A 15,019-nucleotide genomic window follows, 5' to 3' on the forward strand; every position below is an offset into this window, starting at 1 on the left:
GTCAGTCGCCGCTGGGGCGCGGCTCGAGGTCGGCCTGGGCGGCGGCCTGGGTGGCTGTCTCGTCCTGCGCCGCGGGCGTCTCGGTGGCCGGCACCGGGGTGTCGGTGGCCTCGGGCGTATCGGGCGTCTCGGGCATCTGGGTGCTCGCTGCGGCCTCCTCGGCCGCCAGTGCGGCGGCCCGGTTCGCCTGGTACTGCGCCTCGGCCTCGTCCTTCTCCCGGCGCAGGGCCTCGCGCCGCTCGCGGGCCTGCTCCTCGAAGTCGGCGGCCAGCCAGTCGTGCGCCTCGCCCAGCAGGGTCCACAGCCGCTCCACGTGCTCGCGGGTGGTGGCCGGGGCGCCGATGGCCACCCGGAGCACCGCGGCCCCGCCGACCGTGGTGTGGGTCAGGAAGACCTCGCCGCCGTCGTTCAGCCGGTCCAGCAGCGTCATCGTGGCGACGTCGGCGTCCACGTCGGCCGCCCAGCGCGGCTGCAGGCAGACCAGCGACAGCGGGTGCGGGGCGGCGACGTCGAACCGCGCGTCGGCGTCGGCCCAGCCGGCCAGCTCCTGGGCCAGGGCGACGTGGCTGCGGACGTGCTCCCGCAGGCCCTCGGCGCCGTACCAACGGACGACGAACCACAGCTTGAGCGCGCGGAACCGGCGGCCGAGCTCGATCTGCCAGTCGCGGTAGTCGACGACGGCGCCGGCGTCGGTCTGGGCGTTGCGCAGGTACTCCGGCAGGATCGCCAGCGCGCCGGTCAACGCCGCCCGGTCCGCCACCCAGAACAGCGTCGCGTCGAAGCCGGTGAGCAGCCACTTGTGCGCGTCGGTGGTGTAGCTGTCGGCCCACTCGACCCCGGCCTGCAGCGCGCGCAGCTCCGGTGCGACGGCGCTGACCCCGGCGTAGGCGGCGTCGACGTGCAGCCAGACGCCGTGCTCCCGGCAGATCGGGCCCAGCTCGGCCAGCGGGTCGACGGCGGTGGTGGAGGTGGTGCCGACGGTCGCGCACACCAGGACCGGCGTGAACCCGCGGGCGACGTCCCGCTCGAGCCGCTGGGCGAGCGCGCGGGGGCTCATCGCCAGGTCGCCGTCGACCTCCACGACCCGGACGGCGTCGGTGCCCAGCCCGGCGATGCGGGCGGCCTTCTCCATCGAGCTGTGGGTCTCCGCGGAGACGTAGACGGTGTGGTCCTCGGGCCGGACGCCGTGCCGGACGGTGGCGGCCTTGCTGGCCCGATGCAGGGCGGCCAGCAGGGCGACGAGGTTGGCGCCGGAGCTGGAGTCCTGGACGACGCCGCCGCCGGTGCCGGTGGACCGGAAGGACGCCGGCAGGTCCATCAGGTCGGCGAACCAGTCCAGGACGTGCTGCTCGAGCTCGGTGGCCGCCGGGCTGGTCACCCAGGACATGCCCTGGACGCCGAGGCCGGCCGAGACCAGGTCGCCGAGCACGGAGGGGCCGGAGGTGTTGGCCGGGAAGTAGCCGAAGAAGCCGGGGTGCTGCCAGTGGGTGACGCCGGGCAGGACCACGCGGTCGAGGTCGGCCAGGACGGCGGAGAACGGCTCGCCCTGCTCGGGGGCGCTGGGCGGCAGAGCGGCGCGCACGTCGCCGGGGGAGACCTGCGACCGCACCGGGAACGACCCGATCCGCGTCCAGTAGTCGGCGATCCAGTCGACGACCTCGTGGCCGTGCTGGCGGAACTGCTCAGGGGTCATGTGGCCGGTCACGGCCCAAACCTAGGCGCTGAGCCACGCCCCCACGCCCGGGGGCCACGAGTCCGCGAGGCGCTGACCCGTGCCCCCACGCTCGGGGGCCACACGTCCGCGAGGCGACCCCTCGAGTTCGTGAGGAGTGGGGCCCGGAGGGTCCCGCGACCGATCGACGAAGCGGCTCAGCGGAGCCGGGGTACGGCTCCTGGCCGCGTTGCGGTCCGCCAGGACCGCCATCTGCAGAGTGCCCCCGGTGCGACTCGAACGCACACTGCGCGGGTTTTGAATCCGCTCCCTCTGCCGATTGGGGTACGGGGGCCAGCTCGACCAGGCGGCAGCAGCGTATCGGGCGCTCGGGGGCTGGTCGTGGCCGATAGGATCACCTGGTGAGCAACGCACCGACCCGGGTCCTCATCGCCGAGGACGAGGCACTCATCCGCCTCGACCTCAAGGAGATGCTGGAGGAGGAGGGTTACGTCGTCGTCGCCGAGGTCGGCGACGGCCAGGCGGCCGTCGACCAGGCCAGGGAACTCCGGCCCGACCTCGTCGTCCTCGACGTCCAGATGCCCGTCCTCGACGGACTCGCCGCCGCCGAGCAGATCGCGGCCGCCCGGATCGCGCCGGTGATCGTGCTGACGGCGTTCAGCCAGCGCGAGCTGGTCGAGCGCGCCCGCGACGCCGGCGCCATGGCCTACCTGGTCAAGCCGTTCTCCAAGAACGACCTGGTGCCGGCGATCGAGGTCGCCGTCGCCCGGTTCCAGGAGATGCACGCGCTGGACGCCGAGGTGACCGACCTCAAGGAGCGGCTGCAGGCGCGCAAGGTCGTGGAGCAGGCCAAGGGCCGGCTGATGGCCGAGCGCGGCATGACGGAGGCCGAGGCGTTCCGCTGGATCCAGCGGACGGCGATGAACGAGCGCACGTCGATGAAGGCGCTCGCCGAGGCGATCCTCGCCACCGAGGCCGCCGGCGAGGCCGCGGCCACCCCGGGGCCCACCGCTCCCTGAGACCCACCGCTCCTCGAGACCCGCTCCCTGAGACCCACCACACAGTCCCCCCGGCGCGTCGCGCGGCTGATCCCGGCCGTGTGACGCGCCGGTCCTGTCTGTGGCGGAGGGATGACACGCAGGTCACGACCTCATCACGGTGCACCCGCGGGCGGCTCCGGGCGCTGTGACGGCGGTTAGGTTCTGCGCACTGATCGGCTCCCCGACAGGCGATGCTGCCTGCGAGTGCCGGTGGACATGTATTCAGATCTCTGGGAGTTCCTTGATGCGCACAGGCACCTTCGCCCGCGCGACCGCGCTCTCCGGTGCTGCCCTGCTCGCCCTGACCGCCTGTGGCGGCAGTGACGACAGCGGCGACAGCGGTGGTGGCGGCGACAGCGGCGCGAGCAGCGAGAAGCAGGTCAACGTCTACGGCACTGACGGCAACATGGGCAACGCCCTCGGCGAGGACTTCGACGAGGAGGGTGCCCTGGCCGGCATGAAGGGCACCACGCCGCTGACCGAGCTCTCCGGGGACTTCACCGACCGGCTGCTCGAGGTCGACCCCGACCTGCAGGACTACAACTACAGCGCCGAGTCCTACGACGCCACGATGCTCGTCGCGCTGGCCGCGCAGTCCGCCGGCAGCACCCAGGCGACCGCCTTCGGTCCCTACGTCAACGCCCTCACCGTCAGCGGTGAGAAGTGCTCCGACTTCGCCGCGTGCGTCGAGATCATCAACGCCGGTGGCGACGTCGACTTCGACGGCTTCTCCGGTCCGCTGAGCTTCACCGACGCCGGCGAGCCGGCGCAGGCGAGCTTCGGTCTGCTGCAGTTCGGCGAGGACAACGCGCTGGACGACTCGAAGACCGAGTACCAGATCGCCGGCGACGAGGCCAACGCCACCACCACGGCCGGCCCCGCGCCGGTCGCCGGTGCCACCTCGGCCACCCCGCTGGTCATCGGCACCCTGCTGCCCGAGACCGGCAACCTGGCCTTCCTCGGCCCGCCGGAGGTCGCCGCCGTCCAGCTGGCGATCAACGACATCAACGCCGCCGGTGGCGTGCTCGGCCAGCCGGTCACCCTGGTGACCGGTGACTCGGGCGACGCCTCGACCGACACCGCCACGCAGACCGTCGACCGCCTCCTGCAGTCGGGCGTCAACGCGATCATCGGTGCCGCGTCCTCCGGTGTCAGCCTGACCGTGATCGACACGATCACCCAGGCCGGCGTCATGCAGATCTCGCCCGCGAACACCTCCGACCAGTTCACGAACTACAACGACCAGGGGCTGTACTTCCGCACCGCGCCCCCGGACCTGCTGCAGGCTCGCGCGCTGGCCGACCTGATCGGCGCCGACGGCAACAACACCGTCGGCATCCTCGCCACCAACGACCCGTACGGCACCGGGCTGGCCGAGAACACCAAGGCCAACCTGATCGCCGACGGCCTGCCGGAGGACTCGATCGAGACCGTCATCTACGACCCGCAGGCGGCGAACTACGACGCCGAGGTCCAGCAAATGACCGAGTTCAGCCCGGACGCCATCGTGGTCATCGGCTTCGAGGAGTCCTCGCGGATCATCCAGGGCCTGAACACGAACGGTGTCGGCCCCCAGCGCTGATCTCCTGACCAGCGTGTGACACCACCTGCACCAGGCTGCGGCCCGGCACCCACCAGGGTGCCGGGCCGCAGTGCTGTGCGGGGGCCGGGACGCGGGTCGGGCCGGTGCCCCGCAGACTCTCCTGGTGGCCGACCGTGACCTGCTGCTGTCCCGCTACCGGGAGCTGGTGCTCGCCGAGCTGCCCCGCCGGGCCCGGGCGGAGGGCTGGGTGGTCAGCGCCGACCACTGCTTCGGCCGGATCGTGCTGGACCACGCAGTCGGGGGGCGTTGGTACGACGTGCTGGACCGCCGGCGGTCCCCGGCCTTCGCCCAGCTGGACGACGAGCGGCTGACCGCGGCGGTCGCCCTGGCCGAGCAGATCGCCGCCGAGGGCGACCCGCTGCTGCGCCTCCTGGACGCGCAGAGCCTGGCCTGGCGGGGCAAGCGGCGCGAGGACGCCCCCGCGTGAGCGCGGTGGCGGTGGCCCACCTGCTGCTGGTGGGCGGGTACGCGGGCTTCCAGTGGACCGTGCGGGTGCTGGTCTACCCGCAGTTCACCGCCGTCCCGGCCGCCGGCTTCGCCGGTTACGAGCAGAGCCACTCCCGGCGGATCAGTGTCGTCGTCGGCCCGTTGTTCGCCGGCCAGCTGGTCACCACCGGCTGGCTGCTCCTGGCGCGGCCGGCGGACGTCGTCCCGGCCGGGGTGCTGGGCAGCGCCGCCTGCCTGGCGGTCGTGCTGGCGGTGACGGCGCTCGGCGCGGTGCCGCAGCACCGGCGGCTCGGCGGGGGCTTCGACCCGGCCGCATACACGGCGCTGCTGCGCGCGGACACGGTGCGGCTGGTCGCGGCCGCCGGCAACGTGGCGGTCAGCGCGTGGGCCGTGCTCGGCTGACCGACCACCGGACGACGAACGGCGCCGCCCCCCGGTGGGGGAGCGGCGCCGTTCTCGGCCTCGGTGCCGGGGGCAACGAGGTCCTTCGGCTACTGGGCCTTGGCCAGCGTCCCGAGGTACAGCTCGATCACCTTGGGGTCGTTCATCAGCGACTGGCCGGTGTCGGTGTAGGCGTTGCGGCCCTGGTCGAGCACGTAGCCGCGGTCGCAGATCTGCAGGCACCGGCGGGCGTTCTGCTCGACCATGATGATCGAGACGCCGGTGGCGTTGATCCGCCGGCAGCGGATGAACACCTCGTCCTGCAGTGCGGGGGACAGGCCGGCGGAGGGCTCGTCGAGCAGCAGGACCGACGGGTCCATCATCAGCGCCCGGCCCATCGCCACCATCTGCCGCTCGCCGCCGGACAGCGCCCCGGCCTTGCCCCTGCGCCGCTCGCCGAGCAGCGGGAACAGGTCGACGACGTAGTCGAACCGGTCCTTGAACGTCTTGGGCCGCAGGTAGACGCCCATCTGCATGTTCTCCTCGATGGTGAGCGAGGGGAACACGTTGTTGTTCTGCGGCACGTAGCCGACGCCCATCGAGACCAACCGGTGCGCCGGGGCGCCGGTGATGTCCTCGCCGCGCAGGGTGACCGCACCCGAGCGGACCGGGATCAGCCCGAACAGGCTCTTCAGCAGCGTCGACTTGCCCGCGCCGTTGGGCCCGATGATGCCGACCAGCTCGCCGTCCTGCAGGTAGAAGTCGCACCCGCGGAGGATGTTGACGCCCGGGACGTAGCCGGCGACCAGGTCGTCGGCGCGGACCAGGGCGCCCTCGGCGAGCTTGACGTGCTCCTCGCGGGTGGCGGCCTTCTCCGCGGGGGAGAGCTCACCGGTGCTCACCGTCTGGGCGCGGGTGACGTCCTCCCCGGTCTCGTCGACCTCGAACAGGGGGTCGCTCATCGTCGTCCTCCGTCACTGATCACGTCGGTGCCGGAGCCGGCCCCGCCGTGGATCTCCCGGGCGACCTCGGCCTCCGCCTCGGCGAGCACCCGGTCCTCCTCCTCGATGGTGAGGGGGGCGTCGTGGTGGGCGCCCAGGTAGGCGTCCACGACGGCCTTGTTCTGCGAGATCGACTCCGGCGGCCCCTCGGCGATGATCTTGCCGGCGGCCATGACCACGACCCAGTCGCTGATGTCCCGGACGACGTCCATGTCGTGTTCGACGAAGATGACCGTCATGCCCTCCTCGCGGAGGTCCTTGACGTGGCCCAGCAGGCTCTGGGTGAGCGCCGGGTTCACCCCGGCCATCGGCTCGTCGAGCATGACGACCTTGGGGTCGCTCATCAGCGCGCGCGCCATCTCCAGCAGCTTGCGCTGACCGCCGGACAGGATGCCGGCGAAGTCGTCCTTCTTGGCGTCGAGCTTGAACCGCCGCAGCAGGTCCATGGCCCGCTCGGTGTTCTCCTTCTCCTGCGCCCGCCACCCGCCGGGCACCAGGGCCCGCAGGAAGCTCTCGCCGCGCTGGCCCTGGGCGCCGAGCAGCATGTTCTGCAGCACGGTGAGCCGGGACAGCGCCTTGGTGAGCTGGAAGGTGCGCACCACGCCGAGCCGGGCCACCTGGTGCGGGGAGAGCTTGCCCAGGTCGCGCCCGTCGAAGGACCAGGTGCCGGTGTTGGGCTGGTCGAAGCCGGTGAGCAGGTTGAACAGCGTCGTCTTGCCGGCGCCGTTCGGGCCGATCAGCCCGGTGATGCCGCCCCGCTGGATCTCGAGGTGGTCGACCGAGACCGCGGTCAGGCCACCGAAGGTGCGGGTGACCTTGTCCACCACGATCGCCGGGTCGGGCTTGGCGACGCCGATCTCCCAGGGCAGGTCCTTGAGCGCGGCCTGGGCCAGCCGCTGCGGGGTGCGCCCGGCGGCGGACTCCCGGGTCGGCGCGAGGACGGCGGGGACCTCGTCGGGGCGGGCGGCATGAGCGCCGTGCGATCCGCGGTCAGCGGGCATCGAGCATCACCTCTCGTCGGTCACCGAAGATGCCCTGGGGTCGGAACACCAGCAACAGCATGAGCCCGATGCCCACCAGGACGAAGCGGATCTGCGCCACGTCGGTGGAGGTCAGCAGGGTCTCCGGGATGACGCCGTTGGAGATCAGGGCGCGCAGTCCGGTGTCGGTGAACTGCAGGATGAACAGCAGCAGCATCGAACCGATCACCGGGCCGAGCACGCGGGCCGCGCCGCCCAGGATGAGCGCCGCGTAGGCCAGGAACGTGTTGGCGTTCTGGTACTGGTCCGGGATGGCCGAACCGGTGCTGACGGCGTAGACCATGCCGCCGAAGGAACCGATGACGCCACCGAGCACCAGCGACTGCATCTTGTAGGCGTAGACGTTCTTGCCCAGCGCGCGGACGGCGTCCTCGTCCTCCCGGATGGCCTTGACCACGCGGCCCCAGGGGCTGCGCATCAGCTGCCAGACCAGCAGGCTGAACAGGGTCACGATGATCCAGCCGATGAGGGCGACCCACAGCTCACCACCGCTCCAGGTCGTGCCCAGGATGTTGTAGCGGCGCTGGGTGTCCCAGGGGGCCAGGGAGATGAAGTCGCCGTTGAAGGCCGACAGGCCGCGGGTGCCGCCGGTGACCGGGGTGGCGCCGACGGACCGGAAGAGCAGTCTCAGCCCCTCCGCCACAGCGATCGTCACGATCGCCAGGTAGTCCGCCCGCAGCCGCAGGGTGGGCAGGCCCAGCAGCAGGGCCAGCACGATCGCCGCACCGATGCCGACGAGGACGCCGACCCAGAACGGCAGGCCCCACTGGCTCACCGAGATGGCGATGCCGAAGCCACCGAGCATGGCGAACGCGATCTGCCCGAAGTTCAGCAGGCCGGTGTAGCCGAAGTGCACGTTGATGCCGATGGCGAGCAGGGCGAAGAAGATCGCCTGGAAGCCGAAGAAGGCCTTGCCGGCGACCTGGAACGCATCGAGGAGTTCGGACATGGCGTCAGCCGATCCGAGCCCGGGAGCCCAGGATCCCCTGGGGCTTCACGACGAGGATGACGATCAAGAGGAGCAGCCCTCCGACGTACTTCACGTCACTGGGGATGACGAGGGTGGACATCTGCACGAACACACCGACGATGAGGCTGCCGATCAGGGCGCCGTAGGCCGTGCCGAGCCCGCCCAGGGTGACCCCGGCGAACATCAGCAGCAGCAGGCGGAAGCCCATGTCCCACTGCACCTGGTCGGACAGGCCGAGCAGCACACCGCCGAGGGTGGCCAGCGCCCCGCCCATCATCCAGACCACGAGGATGACCCGGTTGACGTCGATGCCCGAGGAGGCGGCCAGGTCCCGGTTGTCCGAGACCGCCCGCATCGCCTTGCCGATCTTCGTCTTCTGCAGCATCAGCGCGACCAGCACCAGGACGACGACCGAGATGACGATCGAGGCCAGCGCCCGGTTGGTCATCGTGAACACGCCGTAGTCGACGGCCCGCTGGCTCTGGTAGTCGCCGTAGGGGCTGGAGAACCCGCCGTAGACGATCTGCACCAGGTAGCGGAGCAGCATCGACAGGCCGATGGAGACGACCAGCGCCGCGACCAGGCCGGTGCCCCGGCGGCGCAGCGGCCGCCAGAGGGCCAGTTCGTTCAGCGCTCCGACGGCCGCGCCGGCGACCATCGCGATGATCGTGGCCGGGATGAGCGGGACCCCGCCCCGGACGTTGATGTACCAGGCGATGACCGCACCGATGGTGACCAGCTCGCCGTGGGCGAAGTTGGTGAGCCCGGTGGTGCCGAAGATCAGCGAGAGGCCGACGGCGCAGACGGCGATCAGCAGGCCGAAGCGGATGCCGTCGACGAGCAGCTGCACGGCCTCGATCGAGCCGCCGCCGGCGTTGGAGCTGCCGTCGACGAGGCCGAAGTTGACCGGCTGCGAGCGGCCGGTGTTGACCGTGACGTCGCGGCTGGCGCCGGCGGTGCCGAGGTCGACGCCCTCGGGCAGCGCCTCCTCGTCCAGGCTGATCGTGTAGACGCCGGCGGCGGGCAGGTCGATGGCGAAGCGGCCGTCCTCGTCGGTCTCGACCGAGTCGACCTCCTCGCCGTCCGCGGTCTCGACGGTGACCTCGACGCCCTCGATGGGGCCGCTGCGGCTGGTCTGCAGCGTGCCGACGAGGCGCTCGCCCTCGGCGCTGGCGATGCCGGGGACGAGGGTGGCCAGGGCCATGGCGAAGGCGGCGACGAGCAGCGCGAGGACCAGCGGGCGGCGCCCTGAGCGCCACCGCTCCAGACGCCTGCCGGTACGTGGTCGTCCCACCGGTACCTCCCCGGTGGAACTGCGTTCACCCTGCCCTCGGGCACGGTGCGGCGCGTGCGTCACTCGACCTCCCAGCCGTTGGTGTGAGCCGGGACAGTAACCCACCCGTGTTACCGGGATCGACCTGCTGGGACGCACTGTGACCCTTCTGCGACACGCCGAGGGCGGTGCGACCCGTTGCGCACGACCGGCGTCTCCGGGACGGCCGTGCAACGCCGGCCGATCGGGTGCGGCACAGGCCGGTCAGGCCCCGGCGGTCCGGCGGGCCGGCCGGATCATGCAGGTCAGCCGGGCGCTGGCGGTGGGCCGGCCGTCCTCGTCGCTGACCTCGATCAGGTAGGTGGCCAGCGTGCGGCCCTGCCGGACCGGCGTGCAGACGGCGGTGACCACCCCGGACGTCGCCCCCCGCAGGTAGCTGACGTTCAGCTCGATGCCCACGACGTTGCCGCCCGGACCGGCGTGCAGCATGCCGGCCCAGGAGCCGATGCTCTCCGCCAGCGCGCAGGTGGCGCCGCCGTGCAGCAGGCCGAACGGCTGCTCGTTGCCCGCCACGGGCATGGTGGCGACCAGCCGCGCCGGGTCGAAGTCGGTGATCTGGATGCCGAGCTTGTCGTCGAGCGGACCCTGGGTGTGCTGCGGCAGCCAGTCCGGGCGGGGCGTGGTCATCCCGGCACCGTAGCCAGCCACCCGCGGGCGGTCCTCCGCACCCGCAGGACCGTCGGTGCCCCCACCTAGGATCGGGTCGATGTCCGCACCGGTCAGCACCTCCGCGCCCGCACCCGCCTCCGCGCCCTCGGGCGCCCGTCCGCGGCTGCTGCTGCTCGACGGCCACTCGCTGGCCTACCGGGCGTTCTTCGCGCTGCCGGTGGAGAACTTCTCGACGACCACCGGTCAGCCGACGAACGCCGTCTACGGGTTCACCTCGATGCTGATCAACGTGCTGCGCGACGAGCAGCCGTCCCACCTCGCGGTCGCCTTCGACGTCAGCCGCAAGACCTTCCGCAGCGAGATCTACGCCGAGTACAAGGCGAACCGCTCGGAGAGCCCGACCGACTTCCGCGGCCAGGTCAGCCTCATCCAGGAGGTGCTCGGCGCGCTGCACGTGCCGGTGATCACCGCCGAGAACTACGAGGCCGACGACGTCATCGCCACCCTCACCGTGCAGGCGGTCGAGCAGGGCATGGACGTGCTGATCTGCACCGGTGACCGGGACGCGCTGCAGCTGGTCAACGACCACGTCACCGTGCTCTACCCGCGCAAGGGCGTCTCCGACCTCACCCGGTTCACGCCGGAGGAGGTGGAGACCAAGTACGGCCTGAGCCCGACGCAGTACCCGGACTTCGCCGCCCTCCGCGGCGACCCGAGCGACAACCTGCCCAGCATCCCGAGCGTGGGGGAGAAGACCGCCGCCAAGTGGGTGCGCGAGTACGGCTCCCTCGACGCGCTGGTCGACCAGGTCGACACGGTCAAGGGCAAGGTCGGCGAGAAGCTCCGCGAGCACCTGTCCTCCGTGCTGCAGAACCGCCGCCTCACCGAGCTGGACCGGGCGGTGCCGCTCGAGGTCGACCCCTCGGACCTCGCCGTGCAGTCCTGGGACCGCAACGAGGTGCACACCCTCTTCGACAACCTGCAGTTCCGGGTGCTCCGCGACCGGCTGTTCGCCACCCTCTCCGCCCCCGAGCCCGAGGTGGACGGCGGCTTCGACGTGGCCGAGGACCAGGTGCCGGCCGGCGGGCTGGGCGACTGGCTGCGCGCCAACGCCGCGACCGGCTCCACCGGCGTGGTGTTCCGGGGCACCTGGGGCCGCGGCACCGGCGAGCTGACCGGGCTGGCCCTGGCCGCCGCCAACGACCACGCCACCTTCGTCGACCTCGGCCCGGGGCTGGACACCGCCGACGAGCAGGCGCTGGCCGCGTGGCTGGCCGACCCGCAGACCCGCAAGGTCGTGCACGACGTCAAGGGCCCGCTGCTCGCCGTCTGGGCGCGCGGCTGGGACCTGCAGGGCATGGTCAGCGACACCGCGCTGGCCGCCTACCTGGCCACGCCCGGTCAGCGCAGCTTCGACCTCGGCGACCTCGCGGTGCGGTACCTGCGCCGCGAGCTCAAGGACGCCGCCGAGACCGACGGGCAGCTGACCCTCGACGGGCTCGGCCCGAGCGAGGACGACGTCGCCCGAGAGGCGGCCAAGGCCGACGTGCTCAAGGCCGTCGCGGTCAACGACCTGTCCGACGCCCTGGAGCAGGTGCTCGGCTCGAAGGGCGGGGACCACCTGCTCGGCGACATCGAGCTGCCGCTGACCCGGGTGCTCGCCGCGATGGAGTTCCGCGGGATCGCCGCCGACCTGGACTCGCTGCACGAGCTGCAGCAGGAGTTCGCCACCGCGGTCGCCGACGCCGCGCAGGAGGCCTACGCGGTCATCGGCAAGGAGATCAACCTCGGCTCGCCCAAGCAGCTGCAGGCGGTGATCTTCGACGAGCTGGGCCTGCCCAAGACGAAGAAGATCAAGAGCGGCTACACCACCGACGCCGACGCCCTCACGTCGCTGCTGGCCAGCACCGGGCACCCGTTCCTGGAGCACCTGCTCCGGCACCGCGACGTCACCCGGCTGCGCACGGTCATCGACGGGCTCATCCCGATGGTCGACGACGGCGGGCGGATCCACACCACCTACCAGCAGACCATCGCGGCCACCGGCCGGCTGAGCTCGACCGACCCGAACCTGCAGAACATCCCGATCCGCAGCGCCGAGGGCCGCCGCATCCGGCAGGCCTTCGTCGTGGGCAGCGGCTACGAGTCGCTGATGACCGCCGACTACAGCCAGATCGAGATGCGGATCATGGCGCACCTGTCCGAGGACGCCGGGCTGATCGAGGCGTTCACCTCCGGGGAGGACCTGCACTCCTTCGTCGCCTCCCGGGCGTTCGGCATCCCGATCGAGCAGGTCGACCCGGAGATGCGCCGCCGGATCAAGGCGATGAGCTACGGGCTGGCCTACGGGCTGAGCGCCTACGGGCTGGCCCAGCAGCTGCGGATCACCCCGGAGGAGGCGCGCGAGCAGATGCACGCCTACTTCGAGCGCTTCGGCGGAATCCGCGACTACCTCGACGGCGTGGTCGACGACGCCCGGCAGACCGGCTACACCGAGACGACGCTGGGCCGCCGGCGCTACCTGCCCGACCTGACCAGCGACAACCGGCAGCGCCGGGAGATGGCCGAGCGGATGGCGCTCAACGCCCCCATCCAGGGGTCCGCCGCCGACGTCATCAAGGTCGCCATGCTCAACGTGGAGCGGGCCATCGAGGCGGAGGGGCTGCGGTCACGGATGCTGCTGCAGGTGCACGACGAGCTCGTGCTCGAGGTCGCGACCGGCGAGCACGAGACGCTGGAGGCGCTGGTGCGGCGGGAGATGGCCGGCGCCGCGCAGCTGTCGGTGCCGCTGGAGGTCTCGGTCGGCTTTGGCGCGAGCTGGGACGCCGCCGCCCACTAAGGAAGGACCACCCTGTCCCCCCACCACTCGCGAGCTCGCGGCGGGCCCCTGCAGGGTGGCCGAGGCGTCCTGTCGGGTGCCCGTCGGGGCCGGGACGCGGGCGGGGCTAGGCGGTGGGCGGGTCGACGGCGGCGGCCATGATGGCGTCGTGCCGGGCCTGCACCCGGTCGTCCCACTCGTGGTCGGTGAGCAGGTAGGGCGCGTTGCGGCGGACGGCGTCCACCAGCAGCGCGGCGACGGTGTCGGGGGACATGCCCTCGCTCAGCGTGGCGTGCATCCGCTCGCGCAGCTCCGCGCCGGCGCGGGCGCCCTCGGTCTCCTGCTCGTTGCGCAGCGCCGCGGGTCGGTTGCGGCTGCCCTGGAACAGGTTGGTGGCGATCATGCCGGGGCACAGCGCCGTCACCCCGATCCGGGCGTCGCGGGCGCGCAGGTCGGCGCCGAGCACCTCGGTGAGCGCCAACACCGCCTGCTTGGTGATGCCGTACATGTTCGACGCGGCCACCACCGACGTCATCGAGCAGGTGTTCACCACATGCGCCGGCTCCCCGTGGGCGAGCATGTGCGGCACGAACGCGCGGATCCCGTGCACCACCGACCAGTAGTTCACGTCGACGGTCCAGGACCAGTCCGCGTCGGTGGCCTCCCAGATCGCGCCGTCCAGGTAGCCCTCCACCCCGGCGTTGTTGCACAGCAGGTGCACGGCGCCGAACCGGCCCACCGCCTCGTCCCGCAGGTGCTCCACCGCGGCCCGGTCGGACACGTCGGTGCGAACCCCGACCGCCTCGTGCCCGGCATCGGTGAGCTCGGCGACCGTGCGGTCCAGGGCGTCCTGCTGCACGTCGGCGGCGACCACCCGCATGCCCTCGGCGGCCCAGCGGCGGGCGAAGGCCCGGCCCATGCCGCTGCCTGCGCCGGTGACCACGGCCACCCGGCCGGCGAACTCGTCCATGTCGACTCCTGTGTGTGCGGGATCGGGGTGGGGGAGGGTCAGGTGGTCGGCAGGGCGAGCACGCGCACCAGGTCCACCGGGGTGCGCAGCCGGACGAGCGCGGCGGGCACGTCGGCGAGCGAGACCCGCTCGCTGATCAGGCCGGTGACCCGCGGGTCACCGGTGGCCACGTGGGCGACGGCGGCGGTGAAGTCGGCGCGCGCGAACGCGCAGCTGCCGGTCAGCGTCAGCCCGGCGCCGACCAGCGGACCCAGCGGCACGGCGGCCGCCTCGCCGGAGAGCGCCACCTCCACGCAGGTGCCGCCCGAGGCCAGCACCGCCATCGCCTCGGTGACCGTGCCGGGGGAGGCGGAGCACTCCAGGACCGCGTCGAACGCGCGGCCGGTGGCGGCCACGTGCTCGGCGAGGGACACCTCGCGGGTGTCGATGACCACGTCGGCGCCGGCGAGCGCCGCGGCCCGCCGCCGGGTTACCGACCGGCCGGCCCCGACGACGAGGTCGACGCCGGCGGCCTTGAGGGCGATCACCGCGTTGAGCCCGATGGTCCCCACGCCCAGCACGAGGACGGCATCGCCGGGACCGACCCCGGCCAGCGCCGCCGCCCGGGTCGCCACGGCGAGCGGCTCGGCGTGCGCACCCCACTCCGCGGGCACCCCGTCGGGCAGCGCGACCAGCTGGGCGGCGGGCACCGCGGCGTACTCGGCGTAGCCGCCGGGGGCGTTGATCCCCAGGTTCGGCAGCGCCGCGCAGCGGAACGGCATCCCGCGCCGGCACTCCCGGCAGCTGCCGCATGACCCCAGCGGGTCGACCGCCACCGGCTGTCCGACCCGCCAGCCGTCGACGTCCCGGCCGACCTCGACGACGGTGCCGCCGAACTCGTGGCCGAGCACCTGCCCCTCGGTGGTGTGGCCGCGCTCGACGGCGTGCACGTCGCTGCCGCACAGCCCGCAGGCGGCGACCTCGACGACGACGCCGTCCGGCGCCGGTCGCGGGTCGGGCAGCTCGGCGAGCTCGGTGCCCCCGGCCACGCAGACGACGGCCCTCACCGGCGGTGCGTCCCGGGACGGTGCGCGGGCGTGGCGGCCGGTCCGGTCTCGACACCCATGTCGATCGCTCCCTTGCGACGTGCCATCGG

13 protein-coding genes and 1 tRNA gene are annotated in these 15,019 nt (G+C 72.5%); 5 read left to right on the forward strand and 9 right to left on the reverse strand.

The features are described 5' to 3' along the window. Nucleotide 1: 1 nt before the first annotated feature. Nucleotides 2–1,705: an aminotransferase class V-fold PLP-dependent enzyme gene (locus HL054_RS05290; RefSeq protein ID WP_369137750.1), complete on the reverse strand. Its 1,704-nt coding sequence runs from the start codon at nt 1,703–1,705 to the stop codon at nt 2–4. Nucleotides 1,706–1,932: 227 nt separating this feature from the next. Further along, nucleotides 1,933–2,006: transfer RNA gene (locus tag HL054_RS05295), tRNA-Leu, on the reverse strand. A 67-nt stretch (nt 2,007–2,073) separates the two neighbouring features. Here HL054_RS05295 and HL054_RS05300 point away from each other — a divergent pair. From HL054_RS05300 to HL054_RS05315, 4 genes are all read left to right on the forward strand, one after another. Continuing rightward, nucleotides 2,074–2,691 (forward strand): ANTAR domain-containing response regulator, encoded by a 618-nt coding sequence (locus tag HL054_RS05300; RefSeq protein ID WP_369137752.1) that lies wholly within the window; start codon nt 2,074–2,076, stop codon nt 2,689–2,691. 265 nt (nt 2,692–2,956) lie between these two features. Then, on the forward strand, nt 2,957–4,294 hold the full coding sequence (locus HL054_RS05305) for an ABC transporter substrate-binding protein (RefSeq protein ID WP_369137753.1): 1,338 nt from the start codon (nt 2,957–2,959) through the stop codon (nt 4,292–4,294). A gap of 124 nt (nt 4,295–4,418) precedes the next feature. Then, nucleotides 4,419–4,742: a hypothetical protein gene (locus tag HL054_RS05310; protein WP_369137754.1), complete on the forward strand. Its 324-nt coding sequence runs from the start codon at nt 4,419–4,421 to the stop codon at nt 4,740–4,742. Further along, nucleotides 4,739–5,164, forward strand: coding sequence for a DUF1772 domain-containing protein (locus HL054_RS05315; protein WP_369137755.1), 426 nt, complete (start codon nt 4,739–4,741; stop codon nt 5,162–5,164). The genes HL054_RS05310 and HL054_RS05315 overlap by 4 nt, the downstream gene beginning before the upstream one ends. Before the next feature lie 89 nt (nt 5,165–5,253). Here the strand turns inward: HL054_RS05315 and HL054_RS05320 are convergent, their stop codons facing one another. From HL054_RS05320 to HL054_RS05340, 5 genes are all read right to left on the reverse strand, one after another. Beyond that, complete coding sequence (locus HL054_RS05320) at nt 5,254–6,105, reverse strand: ABC transporter ATP-binding protein (RefSeq protein ID WP_369137756.1); 852 nt, start codon at nt 6,103–6,105, stop codon at nt 5,254–5,256. Further along, nucleotides 6,102–7,145, reverse strand: a complete 1,044-nt coding sequence (locus HL054_RS05325) for an ABC transporter ATP-binding protein (RefSeq protein WP_369137757.1) — start codon at nt 7,143–7,145, stop codon at nt 6,102–6,104. Before HL054_RS05325 ends, HL054_RS05320 begins: the two co-directional genes overlap by 4 nt. Next, complete coding sequence (locus tag HL054_RS05330; RefSeq protein WP_369137759.1) at nt 7,135–8,133, reverse strand: branched-chain amino acid ABC transporter permease; 999 nt, start codon at nt 8,131–8,133, stop codon at nt 7,135–7,137. Before HL054_RS05330 ends, HL054_RS05325 begins: the two co-directional genes overlap by 11 nt. Before the next feature lie 4 nt (nt 8,134–8,137). Beyond that, nucleotides 8,138–9,448, reverse strand: a complete 1,311-nt coding sequence (locus HL054_RS05335) for an ABC transporter permease subunit (protein ID WP_369137761.1) — start codon at nt 9,446–9,448, stop codon at nt 8,138–8,140. 243 nt (nt 9,449–9,691) lie between these two features. After that, entirely contained in the window at nt 9,692–10,114 is a 423-nt protein-coding gene (locus HL054_RS05340) for a PaaI family thioesterase (protein ID WP_369137762.1), read from the reverse strand. 79 nt (nt 10,115–10,193) lie between these two features. Between HL054_RS05340 and polA the strand changes: the two genes are divergently transcribed. Continuing rightward, complete coding sequence (gene polA, locus HL054_RS05345; RefSeq protein WP_369137763.1) at nt 10,194–12,935, forward strand: DNA polymerase I; 2,742 nt, start codon at nt 10,194–10,196, stop codon at nt 12,933–12,935. 106 nt (nt 12,936–13,041) lie between these two features. Here polA and HL054_RS05350 read toward each other — a convergent pair whose 3' ends face one another. Further along, on the reverse strand, nt 13,042–13,884 hold the full coding sequence (locus tag HL054_RS05350; protein ID WP_369137764.1) for an SDR family NAD(P)-dependent oxidoreductase: 843 nt from the start codon (nt 13,882–13,884) through the stop codon (nt 13,042–13,044). Nucleotides 13,885–13,922: 38 nt separating this feature from the next. Further along, nucleotides 13,923–14,930 (reverse strand): zinc-dependent alcohol dehydrogenase, encoded by a 1,008-nt coding sequence (locus HL054_RS05355; RefSeq protein WP_369137765.1) that lies wholly within the window; start codon nt 14,928–14,930, stop codon nt 13,923–13,925. Between the last annotated feature and the right edge of the window lie 89 nt (nt 14,931–15,019).

It is taken from the genome of Modestobacter versicolor, from assembly GCF_041028285.1.
In the GTDB taxonomy this organism is placed as follows: domain Bacteria; phylum Actinomycetota; class Actinomycetes; order Mycobacteriales; family Geodermatophilaceae; genus Modestobacter; species Modestobacter versicolor_A.

What these genes read in the sequence shown, in the direction of transcription:
- HL054_RS05305 (WP_369137753.1), top strand. Translation starts at nt 2,957, where the DNA reads ATGCGCACAGGCACCTTCGCCCGCGCGACCGCGCTCTCCGGTGCTGCC.
- HL054_RS05320 (WP_369137756.1), bottom strand. Translation starts at nt 6,105, where the DNA reads ATGAGCGACCCCCTGTTCGAGGTCGACGAGACCGGGGAGGACGTCACC.
- HL054_RS05325 (WP_369137757.1), bottom strand. Translation starts at nt 7,145, where the DNA reads ATGCCCGCTGACCGCGGATCGCACGGCGCTCATGCCGCCCGCCCCGAC.
- HL054_RS05330 (WP_369137759.1), bottom strand. Translation starts at nt 8,133, where the DNA reads ATGTCCGAACTCCTCGATGCGTTCCAGGTCGCCGGCAAGGCCTTCTTC.
- HL054_RS05340 (WP_369137762.1), bottom strand. Translation starts at nt 10,114, where the DNA reads ATGACCACGCCCCGCCCGGACTGGCTGCCGCAGCACACCCAGGGTCCG.
- polA (WP_369137763.1), top strand. Translation starts at nt 10,194, where the DNA reads ATGTCCGCACCGGTCAGCACCTCCGCGCCCGCACCCGCCTCCGCGCCC.
- HL054_RS05350 (WP_369137764.1), bottom strand. Translation starts at nt 13,884, where the DNA reads ATGGACGAGTTCGCCGGCCGGGTGGCCGTGGTCACCGGCGCAGGCAGC.